Source organism: Curtobacterium sp. 8I-2 (assembly GCF_902506155.1).
Classification (GTDB): Bacteria; Actinomycetota; Actinomycetes; order Actinomycetales; family Microbacteriaceae; genus Curtobacterium; species Curtobacterium poinsettiae.
In genome coordinates, this window is sequence record NZ_LR732827.1 from 1,014,487 (window position 1) to 1,029,475 (window position 14,989).

A 14,989-nucleotide genomic window follows, 5' to 3' on the forward strand; every position below is an offset into this window, starting at 1 on the left:
CTCCTCCCCCACGCGGTGGAGCCGGCCCCCGCCCGAATCCCGCCTGGCGGCGGAGGCGGGGCGTGCCTCCCGGCCAATAGCGTCGGACGCAGCGACGACCAGCGTCGTGACGAAGGGGAACGACATGCTCACCATCGAAGGGGTGACCAAGCACTTCGGTGACCGCCGGGTGCTCGACGACGTGGGGTTCACGGTCGGCAGCGGCCGCCTCACCGGCTTCGTCGGCGGCAACGGTGCCGGCAAGACCACCACCATGCGCATCATGCTCGGCGTGCTCCAGGCCGACGCGGGCACGGTCTCGATCGACGGCACCGCGGTCCGTCCCGCCGACCGCCGCCGCTTCGGCTACATGCCCGAGGAACGCGGCCTGTACCCGAAGATGCCGGTGGCCGAGCAGATCACCTACCTGGCCCGGCTGCAGGGCGTCGAGAAGCGCACCGCGACGACCCGCACCGGCGAACTGCTCGAACGACTCGAGCTCACGCAGCACGCCGGCGACGCCGTCGAGAAGCTCTCGCTCGGCAACCAGCAGCGCGTGCAGATCGCGGCGGCGCTGGCCCACGACCCCGAGGTGCTCGTGCTCGACGAGCCGTTCTCGGGCCTCGACCCGATGGCCGTCGACACGGTGCTCGGTGTCCTGCGCGAGACCGCCGCCCGTGGCGTCCCGGTGCTGTTCTCGAGCCACCAGCTCGACGTGGTCGAACGGCTGTGCGACGACGTCGTGGTCATCGCCGGTGGCACGATCCGCGCCGCCGGTCCGCAGGAGGAACTCCGCAAGCAGGCCGGCCCCGCCGCGTGGGAGCTGCTGGTCGACGGCGACGTCGCCTGGCTCCGCGACGAGCCGGGTGTGGCCGTGCGGGAGTTCGACGGCGGCTACGCGGTCTTCGAGGCCGACGCCGCCACCGCCCAGCGCGTCCTGCAGCGTGCCGTCCAGCACGGCTCCGTCGGGTCGTTCTCGCCGCGGGTGCCGCGGCTCAGCGAGGTCTTCCGGGAGGTCGTCCGATGAACAGCTCCTTCGTGCAGGCCGTGCGGCTCGTCTCCGCACGCGAGATCCAGGCACGCATCCGCAGCAAGGCCTTCGTGGTCTCGGCACTCATCCTGATCGGCATGGTGGTCGCCTCGATCGTCGTCGGCGGGATCGTGAGCAAGGCCACCGCCGACGACACCACCGCGGTCGCGGTCGTCGACGGTGTCGCGCTGCCGACCACCAGTGGGCTCGACGTCACGAAGTCGGCATCGGTCGACGACGCCGAACGGCTCGTCACGAAGGGCGACGTCGACGCCGCGATCGTGCCGTCGGACGACCCGCTCGGCTACAAGGTCGTCGGGCTCGACGAGGCCCCGTCCGAGGTCGTCTCGGCGTTGAGCGTCACCCCGCGCATCGAGCTGCTCGACCCGGACGCGCTGCCGGGTGGGCTGGTCTACCTCATCGCGATCGCGTTCGGCGTCGTGTACTTCGCGTCGGCGGTGACGTTCGGCCAGTCGATCGCGCAGAGCGTGGTCGAGGAGAAGTCGACGCGGGTGGTCGAGATCCTGATGTCCGCGATCCCGGCCCGGGCGCTGCTCGCCGGCAAGGTGCTCGGCAACAGCGTCATGGCGTTCGCCCAGATCGTCGCGGTGGCCGTCGCCGCCATCGTCACCCTGGCGGTGACCGGGCAGGACAACACGTTCGCGATGCTCGGCCCGAGCATCCTGTGGTTCATCGGCTTCTTCGCGATCGGGTTCGTGCTGCTGGCGTCCCTGTTCGCGGCCGCCGCCGTGCTGGTGTCCCGGCAGGAGGACGTCGGCAGCGTCACCACCCCGGTGATGATGCTCGTGATGATCCCGTACTTCCTGATCATCGTCGCGTACGACAACCCGACGATCCTCGGCATCATGTCGTACGTGCCGTTCAGCGCCCCGATCGGCATGCCGATGCGGATCTTCCTGGGGACGGCCGAGTGGTGGGAGCCGATCCTGTCGCTCGTCATCGTCGCCGCTTCGGTGGTCGCGGTCGTGGTCATCGGTGCCCGCGTCTACGAGAACGCGCTGCTCCGCACCGGCAGTCGCGTGAAGCTGTCGGAGGCGCTGCGCGGCTGACGCCGCAGGACCGGCAGGCCCAGCGCACCCGGCGCACCCGGCTGCCCCGGACGGGAGGCCCGCCCAGCGTGAGCAGACCTGCTCACGTGGGGCGGGCCTCCCGTCCGTTGCCCGGCGCCGGTCAGGCGGTCAGCGTCGCGAAGGCGGACCGGTGCCAGACCAGCGGGTTGTGCGCGAAGTCGGACATGAGTCCGAGCACCCGGAGCACCACGATGTCGTGGTCGCCGGCCGGGTAGGTGTGCTCGACCGAGCACTCCAGCCAGATCGGCGCCCCCTGCAGGAACACCGCGCCCGTCTCGGCGACCGTCGTGTCGACACCGACGAACCGGATCGACTTGTCCCGCGATGCGAGCTGCCGGGTGACCTGCGCGTGCCCCTCACCGAGGATCGAGACCCCGATCGTGCCGGCGTCGCGGAGCACCGGCCACGTGGTCGACGTGTGCTGCACGGCGAACATCACGAGCGGTGGGTCCTGTGAGACGCCGACCGTGAACGAGGACGCGACGAGCACGGTCGGTTCGCCGTCGACGACGGCGGAGAGCGCGGCGACACCGCACGGGAACCCGGAGAACGCCTGCTTGAGCGCGGAGCGGTCTGGGGCCTCGGTGGAGTAGGGGCTGATCATGACGCGGTTCCTTCCTGGTGAGCGGCGGCGGCGAGGACGACGTCCTGCCAGCGGGCGAGCCACACGTCGGTCGATGCGGGGTCCGAGTAGTGCTTGTCGTTCAGGTACAGGGCTGGGGCGACGACGGTCGCGCCGAGTTCGACCAGCACCGGTTTGAGGAAGACCTCCGGAGCGAGGGCGTGCGCCGGACCGGCACCGAGCATGAGCGGCACCGCGACGACGCCGGCGAGTCCGTCGCCGGTGCCGAACTGGTCGAGGAACAGCTTGAGCACGCCGGTGTACGTCGCCTTGAACGTCGGCGACGCGACGACGACGAGGTCGGAGCCGGCGACGGTGCGGACGGCGTCCGAGACGGCGGGGTCGCCCCAGCCGAGCAGTCCGGCACCGAGGTCGATGACGTCGACGACGTGGTCCGGGGCCCGGCCGGTGAGCCGCTCGAGCACGACCGTCGCGGCGTCGAGTGTCCGTGAGGCCGGCTTGGGGTTGCCGGCGACGACGGTGGTGATCATCGGGGTGCTCCTGTCGGTGGGCGGGTGGTGGGTGCTTGGTGCAGTCCACCGCTCGTTCGTTTCGCCGCCGTACCGCGTCCGTATCGGCTGGGTTACGCCAGCTGCCCCGGCCCTGCGGCACCCGAATGTCCCGGTCAGCGGGGCTGCGCGTCCGGGCCGCTCCGCCATTCCGCCAGGCGTCGTCCCCACTGACCGCGCCGGATTGTGAGAGCGCCGTTTCCGGAAGTCGCCTCGGATGGGTCCGGCGTGTTTCGCCCCGCCGTCGCCGGCCCGTCACTGCCCGGATCCGCCCCTGCACGCGGGTCGGTGGCGCAGTCGTCCGCCCCGGATCCGTGGGTCGAACGCCCCTCCGCGTCGGGCGCCGCAGGTGGCCTAACACCAGCGAAACAAACGCCTAACAGGACCGTTACCGGGCGACCCTCTGTCGGCACCCCGCGGCCGTTACATTCGCATCAACCCCACTGCAGCGGCCGGCGTCACCGGCGATCCGCCACACGTCGGCCCCGCCCCGATCCGATGCCCCCCGCACCTTCCCTGCTCCACCCGTCCAGGAGGTCCCCGACCGATGTCGTCCCCCGCTCCGTCCCGAACGCGTCCGTCGCGTCCCGTGCTCCTCGCCGCCGCGATCTCCGGCGTGCTCTTCCTGTCCGCCTGCTCCGCCACCTCGACCGCGTCGACGAGCTCCGGTGACGACACCGCCGGTGTCGAGCACGCCACGAGCCAGATCAAGGCCGCCAGCGTCGACCCCGAGTTCACCTTCGAGGGCGCTCGCTTCGACATGTCGGGGATCGCCGGCAAGACGATCTTCAACATCCCGAACTCGTCCGCCGTCCCCTTCATCACCGCGGTCGACGAGGCCGGCGAGAAGGTCGCCGAGCAGTACGGCGCGAAGTGGATCGAGTACACGAACCAGGGCACGCCCACCGAGCACTCCGCCGGCATCGACCAGGCGATCAGCCGCGGAGCCGACATCATCGTGCTGGCGCAGGGTGTCAACGGCGAACTGATCGTCCCGGCACTGAAGCGTGCGAAGGCAGCGGGGATCCCCGTGCTGATCAGCCACACCTACCAGACCGGGCAAGCGCTGCCGGACCAGCTGCAGGGGCTCGTGGCGGCACAGGTGACCGCCCCGTTCCACGAAGCCGCGAAGCTCAACGCCGACTGGGCCATCAAGGAGACCAAGGGTCAGGGCGACGTCCTCATCATCACGTCGTCCGAGGTGCCCCCGTCCGACGGCATCGTCACGGCGATGCAGGACGAGTTCGAGGCGCAGTGCGACGGCTGCAAGGTGAAGGTGACCAACGTCCCCGTCGCCGACTGGGCGACGAAGATCTCGTCGACCGTGCAGTCCGCCGTGCAGTCCGACCCGAACCTCGACTACGTCCTGCCGGTCTACGACTCGATGACGCTCTACGTCGAGGCCGGCGTGACCGCTGCCGGCAAGACCGGCCAGGTCTTCACCTCCTCGTACAACGGCACCCCCGCGGTGCTGAAGATCCTGCAGGAGGGCAGCGTCCTCACGATGGACATCGGCGAGAACATGGAGTGGCTCGCCTACGCGACGCTCGACCAGGCCGGCCGTGTCCTGACCGGCACGCCGATCATCGAGGACGGCGACGAGAAGACCCCGCTCAAGGTCTTCACGAAGGACAACGTCGACGCGACCGGCACGCCGCCGGCGCCGAGCAAGGGCTACGGCGACGCGTACAAGACCGGGTACGAAGCGATCTGGGGCGCGGCCGAGTGACCGCCACCCGGGAGGCACGGCTCGGCTCCGCATCGTCGGCTGCGGTCGTCGGCACGGGTGCGGACACCGCGCCGGTCCTGCGGATCAGCGGGCTCACGAAGCGCTTCGGCGGGCTGACCGCACTGGACGACGTCGACCTCGAGGTCGTGCCGGGCCAGGTGCACGCGCTGCTCGGCGAGAACGGCTCCGGCAAGTCGACCCTCATCAAGGTCCTGTCCGGCACCTACGCGCCGGAACCGGGCGCGACGATCGAGGTCCGTGGCGCCCGGCTGCCACTACCGGTGCCTCCCGGGTACTTCCGCCGTGTGGGGATCAGCTTCGTCCACCAGGACCTCGCACTCGTCCCCTCGCTCGGTGTGACCGAGAACCTGCGGCTCGCGACCGTTGTCGCCGGGCGTGGACCCTTCGTCCGCTGGGGCGCCGAGCAGCGTGCCGCGGCCGAGCTGTTCGCGCGGTACGGGGTCGACATCGACCCACGGGCCCGGATCGACGAACTCACCGACACCCAGAAGGCGCTCGTCGCGATCCTGCGGGCCGTCGCCGAGCTGGGCGACGACCGGGCGCTCATCGTGCTCGACGAGCCGACGGTCTTCCTGCCGAAGGAGGACGCCGACCTGCTCTTCCGGGTCGTGCAGGACCTGGTCGCGGACGGCCGCACCTCGGCGCTGCTGGTGTCGCACGACATGTCCGAGGTCCTCGAACACGCCGACCGTGTCACCGTCCTGCGGGCCGGCCGGGTCCAGGCGCACCGGGACACCGCCACGACGACGGCGGACGAGCTCGTCTCCCTCATCGTCGGACGCGGACTGGACGGTCCCGCCGCCAGGACTCCGCGCCCGGCGACCACCGGCGACGCCGTCGTGACGGTGCGGGACCTGCGGGTCGGCGTCGTCGACGGTCTGTCGTTCGACGTGGCGGACGGCGAGGTCGTCGGCATCACCGGGCTCGCCGGCTCCGGTGTCGAGGACGTGCTGCCCGGCCTGTACGGGGCACGCCCCGCGACGGGCTCGCTCACCGTGCGGCGCGACGGGGCGACACTCGCTCCGGTCGACCTGACGCGCGTGACGCCCGGTTCGTCGATCGCCCGCGGCATCGTCTACGTCCCCGCCGACCGCAAGCGCGAGGGCGGGGCGCTCACCCTGTCCGTCGAGCAGAACGTCACGCTCCCCGTCCTCGGGAAGCTCCGCGGGCTGCTCGGCCTCTCGCCCGCGCGGGAACGCGCCCACGTCGCGGGACTCGTCCGCGACTACGACGTCCGACCAGCCGACCCGGCCGCCCTGTTCGGCACGCTGTCCGGCGGCAACCAGCAGAAGGCCGTCCTGGCCAAGTGGATGCAGGACGCCCCGAGGCTCGTGCTGCTGCAGGAGCCGACCCAGGGCATCGACGTCGGGGCACGCGCCGCGATCTTCTCGATGCTCCGCCGGAGCGCCGAGCAGGGCGTGACCATCGTCTGCGCCTCCACCGACTACGACCAGCTCGCGCAGGTCTGCGACCGCGTCGTCGTCCTCGCCCAGGGTCGCGTGCACGACGTGCTGACCGACGACCGCGTCGACCGCGACGTCATCGCGGCCGCGGTCGTGGCGAGCCTCGTCGACCGAGATGCCCAGGCGTCACCCACCGGGTCCCCGTCCCCCGCGGGCTCGTCCTCCCCCGATGCCTCCTCCGCAGTCAAGGAGAACGCCTGATGTCCACCACCGCCGACCCCGTCCTCGAGACCTCGATCGTCCGTCCGACCCGCCCGCGCTTCTCGTGGGGACACACCGAGCGGTACGCGCTGCTCGGTGCCTGGGTCGTCATCGTCATCGCGTTCAGCATCGCGCTGCCCGACACGTACCCGACCCTCGGCAACCTGCAGAACATCCTCGGGTCCCAGTCGGTGCTGCTCATCCTGGCGCTCGGGTTCCTGTTCCCGCTCACCGCCGGTGAGTTCGACCTGTCCGGCGCCTCGACGATGTCGCTCTCCGCGATGACCATCGCCGTGCTCAACGCGAAGATGGACGTCCCGCTCGTGCCCGCGATCGCCGCAGGCCTGGTCATCGGCGTCGTCGTGGGCCTGGTCAACGGGCTGCTGACCGTCGGGTTCCGCATCGACTCGTTCATCGTCACCCTCGGCACGTCGACCTTCATGATCGGGATCATCCAGTGGATGAGCGTGTCGTCCTCGGTGACGGGCATCGACCCGGCACTCGTGCAGGCCACGGTCGGGTGGCGCGGGCTCGCAGGCCTGCCGCTCGCGTTCGTCTACGGCCTGATCGCCACGGTCGTCGTCCTGGTCGTCCTGAGCGCCACCCCGGTCGGCCGACGGCTGCTGTTCGTCGGCACCGGCCGCACCGTCGCGGAACTCTCCGGGCTGAACGTCCGACGGCTCCGGGTCGGTGCGTTCGTGGGCGCCGGCTTCACCGCCGCGGTGGCCGGGGTCGTCTACGCCGGCACCCTCGGCGGCGCCGACCCGTCGAGCGGACAGTCGTTCCTGCTCCCCGCGTTCGCCGCCTGCTACCTCGGTGCGACCGCGATCGTCCCGGGGCGCTTCAACGCGATCGGCACGTTCATCGCCGTGTACTTCCTGTTCTCCGGCGTGGTCGGTCTGCAGATGCTCGGCGCCGACAACTTCGTGCAGCAGCTCTTCTACGGCGGCGCCCTCATCGTCGCCGTCGCCGTCTCGCAGACCATCCGGCGGCACTCCGTCGCGACCGCCGCCAAGGCCGCCGCGAAGCGTCCCTGACCCTGCTCCCCCTTCGACACCCACCACAGAAAGCGAGTTCCCCATGGACATCGGAGTCTTCATCCCGATCGGCAGCAACGGCTGGCTCATCTCCACCACGTCGCCCCAGTACAAGCCGTCGTTCGACCTGAACCTCGAGATCGTGCAGAAGGCCGAGGCGTACGGCTTCGACTTCGCCCTGTCGATGATCAAGCTGCGCGGCTTCGGTGGCCCGAGCGGCTTCTGGGACGAGAACCTCGAGTCCTTCACCCTGATGGCCGGTCTCGCCGCCCGCACCGAACGGATCCGCCTGTTCGCGACGACCGCGGTCCTCACCATCCCGCCGGCGATCGCGGCACGCATGGCGGCGACGGTCGACTCGATCTCGCACGGTCGCTTCGGGCTGAACCTGGTCGCCGGTTGGCAGAAGGCGGAGTACGACCAGATGGGCCTGTGGCCGGGCGACGAGGTGCACTTCAAGCGTCGCTACGCGTACCAGACCGAGTACATGCAGGTGATGAAGGAGCTGTGGGAGACCGGCCGGAGCGACTTCCACGGCGAGTACTTCCAGATGGACGACTGCCGGATGCTGCCGCGACCGACGTCGCACATCCCGATCGTCTCGGCCGGTCAGTCGTCGCAGGGCATGGCGTTCGCCGCGGAGTACTCGGACTACAACTTCTCGATGGGCGTCGGTGTGAACACCCCGACCGCCTACGCCGAACAGAACCAGGCCCTGCTCGAGGCACGCGAGAAGACCGGCCGTGACGTCGGCTCCTACGTGCTCTTCATGGTGATCGCCGACGAGACCGACGAGGCCGCCCAGGCGAAGTGGGAGCGGTACAGCGACGGGGTCGACGTCGAGGCGATCGCCTGGATGACCGGCCAGGCGCTCACCGATGCCGAGGGCGAGGACGGCAACACGGCCAAGCGGATCTCGCTGCCCGAGGGGGCCGTGAACATGAACATGGGTACGCTCGTCGGCTCCTACGAGCACGTCGCCGCGATGCTCGACGAAGCCGCCGCCGTCGAGGGCACCAAGGGCATCATGCTGGTGTTCGACGACTTCCTGCAGGGGATGGACGACTTCGGCACCCGCATCCAGCCGCTGATGCGCACCCGCGAGGGCGTCGCGTCCGCTGCTCCGAGCGCGGTCACCGCATGAGCGCCGCCGCGAGCCGACCGGTCATCGAGGTCGCGGTCGTCCAGGCCGGCGAGACCCCCGCTGACGGCGACACCGCACTCGACGAACTCATCACCCTGTTCGAGCAGGCCGCGGAGGGTGCCGACCTGGTCGTGTTCCCCGAGCTCTGCACCACGCCCTACTTCTGCGGCGTGGTCAACGACAGCCGGAAGTCGTGGGCACAGCCCGTCCCCGGTCCGGCGACCGCCCGCTTCGCGAGCGCGGCGAAGCGGCTGGGCACCGCCGTCGCCTTCGGTCTCTACGAGGACGCGGGCGACGCGCAGTACAACAGCGCGGTGCTCATCGACGCCGACGGCACGCTCGTGCACGGCACCGACGTGCACGGCGACCGCGTGGCGTCGTACCGCAAGACGTCGATCCCGACGAACGCGATCTCCGACGTCGACGAGAAGCACTACTTCGAAGCCGGTGCCGGACCGGTCGTCTTCGACGCGCTCGGCACCCGCTTCGGCATGCTCATCTGCTACGACCGGAGCTTCCCCGAGTACTGGCTCGCGTCACGTGCCGCCGGGGCCGAGGTGATGCTCGTGCTCGTGTCGTCGATGGGCTTCCGCGAGACCCTGTTCACCCAGGAACTGCAGGTCCGTGCGCTCGAGACGCAGACGTGGGTCGTCGCCCCGAACCGCGGCGGCGAAGAGACCGTCGACGGCAAGACCGTCAGCTACTTCGGTCGGTCCTCGGTCGTCTCACCACGGGGTGACCTGATCGTCTCGGCTCCGGCCCACCAGGCGGGGCCGATCATCCGGGCCACCGTCGACATCGACGAGGTCTCGGCAGCCCGCCGGGACTTCCCGCTCGGACGTGACCGGCAGCCCGGGGTGTTCCGGTACCTGGCCGACGCCCACGCAGCGGCGGCGGTCCCGGCGTGACGGACGTCGCCGCCCTGGTCCGCGGCACCATCGCACCGCAGCTCGACCGCGCGCTGGCCGCGAGCCGCGCGAACCCGTTGCCCGCCGCCCCGTCGGCGCTGCCCGCGGAACCGGCCCACAGCGCGCAGCTGTTCGGCCGGCTCCTCGGCGCGGCGATCGACGGGGCCCCGGCGCCGACCGCTGCCGGTCCGGACGACGACCTGGCGGCGTCCCGGGCTGCCACCGACCCCGCTGGCGCCTCGGTCGTCGAACTCCTCGCCGCGTACCGGTCCGGCACCACGACCCCTTCCGAGGTCCTCGCCGCACTCGCCCCGCACTGGACGAGCGACGACGTCTGGTCCGATGCCGTCCTGCGCCTGGTGCAGGGGGCCGAGGAAGCCGCCGCCGAGTCCACCCGCCGCTGGGCGGACGGCGAGGCCCGACCGCTCGAGGGCATCCCGTTCGCGGTGAAGGACATCATCGACGTCGCGGGGACGATCGTCACGAGCGGCTCGCTCCAGACCGGTGACCGTGTGGCCCCGAAGGACGCCACCGTCGTGGCTCGGCTCCGCTCCGCCGGCGCGATCCCGGTGTTCACGGCGGCCACCACCGAGTTCGCCTGCGGCGGGCCCCACAACGCCCGGTACGGCGCCGTGCGGAACCCGTGGGACCCCGAGCGCTGGACCGGTGGCTCCTCGACCGGGTCGGGTTCGGCGCTGGCCGCCCGGATCGTCCCGCTCGCGCTCGGGTCCGACACCGGCGGATCGATCCGCGTCCCGTCCGCCCTCTGCGGGACCACGGGGATCAAGCCGACGTACGGCCTCGTGCCGCGCACCGGGGTCGCGAGCCTGTCGTGGACGCTCGACCACGTCGGCCCGATGGCACGCTCGGCCGAGGACCTCGCCCTCGTCCTGGCGGTCATCGCCGGTTCCGACGGCGAGGACCCGACGACGTTTGCCACCGTGCCGCTCATCGAGGCCGCGCCCGAACGGGTCGAGGGGCTCCGGATCGGGGTCCCGCTCGACTGGTTCACCGAACGCGTCGACCGCGCGGTGCTCGACGCACACGCCGCGGCGGTCGAGCGCTTCCGCGAGCTCGGCGCGACACTCGTGCCGATCGAGTTCGACGACCTGGAGTCGATCGACTCCGAGTGCTGGACGGTGTTCTACGGGGAGCTCGCCGCGAACCAGGAGGCCAACGCCGACACGGCCGACCTGTTCGACGCCGGCACCCGCGCGCGGTTCGACGTGTCATTCCTGCCGACCGCGGCGGACTACCTCCGGGCACTCCGCCGTCGCCCGCTCGTGCAGGCCGCGATGGTCGCGCGGATGGACGAAGCCGGCGTGGACGTGGTGCTCACCCCCGGGATCGGCGCCACCGCCCCGCGGCTCGACGACCTGACGATGTCGGTCGACGGCGAGCGGTTCAACCTGCACGACGTCATCCCCCGGAACACCCGGCTGTTCGACTACGTCGGGTTCCCCGCGCTGATGATGCCGGCGGGCACCGCGCCGGACGGCCTGCCCGTCGGCGTGCAGCTCGTCGCGCGGCCGTGGGACGACCGCCTCGTGCTGTCCGCGGCCGCCGCCTTCCAGCGGGTCACGACGCACCACCGCCTGGTGCCGCCGTCGTCCGCCGTGCGAGGGCCGACCGATCGGTAGCCGCACCATCGACGAGGGCGCCGCCCGGCGACGCGCCTGGCAGGTGCTCTGCGCGTCGAGCCTGAGCGTCGTCCTCGTCTTCATCTCCTCGAGCGCGCTCCTCATCGCGCTCCCCGACGTCAGCCGTGACCTCGACGCCAGCGCCGTGCAGTCCAGCTGGGTGCTCCTCAGCTACATGCTCACCACGACCACCCTCATCCTGGTCTTCGGGCGCATCGCCGACCTCGTCGGTCGGCGCCGTCTGTACATCGCCGGCATCCTCGTCTTCCTGCTCGCCTCCCTCGCCTGCGGCTTCGCCCCGGACGCCGCGGTGCTGCTCGGTGCCCGACTCGTGCAGGGCGTGGGGGCGGCAGCGATCGTCACCAACACGACCGCGCTGCTCACCGATGTCTTCCCGGAGTCGATCCTGTCGCTCGGCCTCGGCCTGAACGCCACGGTCGCCGCGGTGGGCCAGGTCATCGGGCCCGTCGTGGGCGGGCTGGTCGCCGAGTCGTTCGGGTGGCGGTGGATCTTCCTCGCCGGCGTGCCGATCTCACTGGCCGGACTCATCTGGTCGCTCCGGCTGATCCCGCACAGCACGCGTCCCCCTTCCGGCGAGCGCCTCGACGTGCCGGGGTCAGTCCTGTCCGTCGCCGCCGTCGGACTGCTCGTCGGTGCGGTCTCGACCGGCGGCTCGGTCGGCTGGTCGGCCGTCCCCGTCGTCGCGATGACCGCCGGCGCGGTCGTGCTCGGCGGAGTGTTCGTGTGGACCCAACGCCGGGTCGCGCACCCCCTGGTCGACCCGGCGATCTTCCGCGACCGCACCACCATCACCCTGTTCTCCGCCGCCGGGCTGTGCGCCCTGTCCAGCTACGCACTGGTCCTGCTGGCTTCCCTGTCGTTCCAGGCGGTCGACGGCAAGGACGCCGTCGACGCCGCCCTCTGGGTGCTGCCCACGCCGATCGGCACGACGGTCGCGGCGGTGAGCGCCGGGTTCCTCGCCCGCCGGGTCGCCGCGCGGACGCTGTCGACCATCGGCATGCTCCTGATCGCGCTCGGCGCCGCGGTGCTCGCGGTGTCCCTCGCCGACGGCGACGCCTACGCCGTCACCGCCACCGGCCTCGGCGCCGTCGGGGTCGGCACGGGCGTGTTCATGACGCCGAGCACGTCGGCACTGATGACCCGCGTCCCGGAGCACCGACGCGGCATCGCGAACGCCATCCGGTCGGCCCTGCAGAACGCCGGCTTCCTGTTCTCGACGGCACTCGGCCTCGCGATCGCGACGGGCGGCCTGTCCGCGGCGCAGGCGGCCGCGGCCTACGACGGCAGCCTGCTCAGCCTGCCGTCCGGCGACGTCCAGGTGTTCGTCGACGGCGTCCGCGCCGCGGCGCTGACGTTCGCCGGCTGCGCGGCCCTGGGGGCGCTCATCGTCGCGTTCGGTCCGTTCGGGCCTCCCGACCGGGAGGCGCCACTCCGGCCCGACAGGTCGGGTCCGGTCCCCGAGCCGGGGGCGTCCACGTGACCACCCTCACCCTGGCAACGACCACCCACGACGGAAGCAGGACGCCATGACCGACGACCACCAGGACTACGCGGCAGCCGGCTTCACCGGCACGCTGCAGCCAGGACGACGCGCTGCGCTCGTCGTCGTCGACCCGGTCCGCGCGTACGTGGACCCCGGCTGCGGGCTCTACGCGGGGGTCGAGGAACCCGTCGAGCGGATGCGGGAGCTCACGACCGCCGCTCGGGCAGCCGGGGTGCACGTGGCGATCACCACGATGGCGCTCTCGGCCGACGGGTCCAACGCCGGCGTGTTCTTCCGCAAGGTGCCGGCACTCGCCGCGTACCTGCCCGGCGCGTCCACGGGGGCGTTCGTGGACGGGCTCGAACCCCTCGACGGCGACACCGTGGTGCCCAAGCAGTACCCGAGCGCGTTCTTCGGCACGTCGCTGGCCGCCGACCTCGTCGCCCGCGGCGTCGACACGCTCTTCATCGCGGGGCTGTCGACGAGCGGGTGCATCCGCGCGACCGCCACGGACGCCATGCAGCACGGCTTCGTCCCGATCGTCGTGCGCGAAGCCGTCGGCGACCGGTTGCCGAGCGTGCACGAGGCGAACCTGTTCGACATCGCCGCCAAGATCGGCGAGGTCTGGCCGATGGAACAGGTGCTCGAGCACTGGGACGCGGCATGAGCACCACGACGCGCATCGAGGCGCCGGTCCGGGGCCGGCCGCGCAGCGCTGCCGTCGGCGAGTCCGTGTACACCGCCTGTGTCGAGATCCTGGCCGAGGGCGACCCCCGGGCGTTCACGATCCGGGCCGTCGCCGACGCGGCCGGCGTGGGTGCGGCGACGATCTACCGGCGGTGGTCGAGCAAGGAGGTCCTGCTCACCGAGACCGTGATCCGTCTGATGGAGGAGCACATCCCGACGGTGCAGGATGTCCCCATCGCCGCGGGTGTCCTGGGCCTCACCCGGGGATGGGTGCACGCCCTCGTCGCGACGCCGGTCGGTCGGGCGCTCCCGCTCATCGTGGAGACCGCGTCGCACGAGCCGCGGGTCGCCGAGGCCGTGGCCGAGTGGCACCTGGACCGGCGGCTCCGGGTGAACGCGATGCTGCAGCGGGCGATGGACGCGGGCGATCTGCGACCGGACGTCGACCTCGGCATCGCAGTGGACCTGCTCGGCGGGCCGACGTTCTACCGACGCGTGTTCGTCTCGCTCGACATCCGGGCGCCCGACTACCCGGTGCGGCTGGCCCGGGAGTTCCTGCGGTGGGCCGGTTGGACCGGCGACCTGTCGACGGTGGGGGTGGCCTCGTGACCGGGACCGTGCCGGAGGGGTTCGCCCCGTCCGCTGCCTGGACCGACATGGGGGTCGGGACGACTCCGTCGGCACCGGGTCACTGGATCGGGTTCAACCGACGCTCCGACGCGGCCCGCCAGGTGTCCGACCTGATCCGGGCCGACATCGTCGCGGGGCGGTTCACCGGTCCGCTGCCGTACGAGTGGGAGCTGCTCGACCTGTACGGCACGACGCGGAACGTCCTGCGGGCTGCCCTCGCGTTGCTCAAGGAACAACGGCTGCTCACCCGTGCGCCGCGATCGGGCACGTTCGGTGTGCGGCCCGTCGCCTCGGTGAGCCTGGCCCGCACGTCCGACGAGGTCACGATCTACGGCGAGACGGCCGGGGGCAGCGTGTTCGAGTCGCCCCGGCTCAGCATCGTGCACCTGTGCGTGCAGCAGGTGACCGCGCCGGAGACCGTCCGGCGGAACCTGGAGATGACCGGCAGCAGCGCCTTCTTCGTCGAGAGCCTCATCTCGTTCGACGGCGAACCGAGCCGGGTCCGGACGAGCTGGGTCCCGCACGAGCGCTTCCCCGACCTGGTCGCCGAACCGCTCACCGAGTACGTGCCGGACGTGCTCGTCAGGAAGGCCGGCGCGCGGCCGGAGGCACGACGGTTGCTCCTGAGCACCGTGAACGCCGACCAGTGGACGGCCGACCTGCTCGACATCGATCCCGGCCAGGCGATCTTCCACATCGAACGGTTGATGTGCCTGGCCGACGGGACACCCGTCGAGTACGGGTTCTCGCGGTACCGCGGCGACCGGGCGGTGATCGACTCCCGGATCACGTGA

14 protein-coding genes are annotated in these 14,989 nt (G+C 71.5%); 12 read left to right on the forward strand and 2 right to left on the reverse strand.

Features of this window, described 5'->3' with window-relative positions:
* Positions 1–124: 124 nt before the first annotated feature.
* Positions 125–1,006 (forward strand): ABC transporter ATP-binding protein, encoded by an 882-nt coding sequence (locus BOSE127_RS08530; RefSeq protein WP_159556888.1) that lies wholly within the window; start codon positions 125–127, stop codon positions 1,004–1,006.
* Positions 1,003–2,079 carry an ABC transporter permease gene (locus BOSE127_RS08535; RefSeq protein ID WP_071251241.1) on the forward strand — a complete coding sequence of 359 codons (1,077 nt, stop codon included), beginning with the start codon at positions 1,003–1,005 and terminating at the stop codon, positions 2,077–2,079. Before BOSE127_RS08530 ends, BOSE127_RS08535 begins: the two co-directional genes overlap by 4 nt.
* A 121-nt stretch (positions 2,080–2,200) precedes the next feature.
* Here the strand turns inward: BOSE127_RS08535 and BOSE127_RS08540 are convergent, their stop codons facing one another.
* A complete protein-coding gene (locus BOSE127_RS08540; RefSeq protein ID WP_017886837.1) occupies positions 2,201–2,704 on the reverse strand; it encodes a flavin reductase family protein in 504 nt (167 codons plus the stop codon).
* Positions 2,701–3,213 (reverse strand): NADPH-dependent FMN reductase, encoded by a 513-nt coding sequence (locus tag BOSE127_RS08545; RefSeq protein ID WP_017886838.1) that lies wholly within the window; start codon positions 3,211–3,213, stop codon positions 2,701–2,703. Before BOSE127_RS08545 ends, BOSE127_RS08540 begins: the two co-directional genes overlap by 4 nt.
* Positions 3,214–3,778: 565 nt before the next feature.
* On the opposite strand from BOSE127_RS08545, the gene BOSE127_RS08550 reads away from it, so the two are divergent.
* From BOSE127_RS08550 to BOSE127_RS08595, 10 genes are read left to right on the forward strand one after another with little or no spacing between them, the layout of a single operon-like run.
* Positions 3,779–4,960, forward strand: a complete 1,182-nt coding sequence (locus BOSE127_RS08550) for a sugar ABC transporter substrate-binding protein (protein WP_236559522.1) — start codon at positions 3,779–3,781, stop codon at positions 4,958–4,960.
* Complete coding sequence (locus BOSE127_RS08555) at positions 4,957–6,645, forward strand: sugar ABC transporter ATP-binding protein (protein WP_159556890.1); 1,689 nt, start codon at positions 4,957–4,959, stop codon at positions 6,643–6,645. The genes BOSE127_RS08550 and BOSE127_RS08555 overlap by 4 nt, the downstream gene beginning before the upstream one ends.
* Positions 6,645–7,682, forward strand: a complete 1,038-nt coding sequence (locus tag BOSE127_RS08560; RefSeq protein ID WP_159556892.1) for an ABC transporter permease — start codon at positions 6,645–6,647, stop codon at positions 7,680–7,682. The genes BOSE127_RS08555 and BOSE127_RS08560 overlap by 1 nt, the downstream gene beginning before the upstream one ends.
* Positions 7,683–7,725: 43 nt before the next feature.
* The gene (rutA, locus tag BOSE127_RS08565) at positions 7,726–8,826 is read left to right on the forward strand and encodes a pyrimidine utilization protein A (RefSeq protein ID WP_042540642.1); all 1,101 of its coding nucleotides are present in this window, start codon (positions 7,726–7,728) and stop codon (positions 8,824–8,826) included.
* Positions 8,823–9,734, forward strand: a complete 912-nt coding sequence (locus BOSE127_RS08570) for a carbon-nitrogen hydrolase family protein (RefSeq protein WP_140448782.1) — start codon at positions 8,823–8,825, stop codon at positions 9,732–9,734. The genes rutA and BOSE127_RS08570 overlap by 4 nt, the downstream gene beginning before the upstream one ends.
* Positions 9,731–11,374, forward strand: coding sequence for an amidase (locus BOSE127_RS08575; RefSeq protein WP_159556894.1), 1,644 nt, complete (start codon positions 9,731–9,733; stop codon positions 11,372–11,374). Before BOSE127_RS08570 ends, BOSE127_RS08575 begins: the two co-directional genes overlap by 4 nt.
* Before the next feature lie 43 nt (positions 11,375–11,417).
* Positions 11,418–12,875, forward strand: a complete 1,458-nt coding sequence (locus tag BOSE127_RS08580; protein WP_159556896.1) for an MFS transporter — start codon at positions 11,418–11,420, stop codon at positions 12,873–12,875.
* A gap of 46 nt (positions 12,876–12,921) precedes the next feature.
* The gene (locus tag BOSE127_RS08585) at positions 12,922–13,545 is read left to right on the forward strand and encodes an isochorismatase family protein (protein ID WP_140448780.1); all 624 of its coding nucleotides are present in this window, start codon (positions 12,922–12,924) and stop codon (positions 13,543–13,545) included.
* Positions 13,542–14,174, forward strand: coding sequence for a TetR/AcrR family transcriptional regulator (locus BOSE127_RS08590; protein WP_017886847.1), 633 nt, complete (start codon positions 13,542–13,544; stop codon positions 14,172–14,174). Before BOSE127_RS08585 ends, BOSE127_RS08590 begins: the two co-directional genes overlap by 4 nt.
* The gene (locus tag BOSE127_RS08595) at positions 14,171–14,989 is read left to right on the forward strand and encodes a GntR family transcriptional regulator (protein ID WP_017886848.1); all 819 of its coding nucleotides are present in this window, start codon (positions 14,171–14,173) and stop codon (positions 14,987–14,989) included. Before BOSE127_RS08590 ends, BOSE127_RS08595 begins: the two co-directional genes overlap by 4 nt.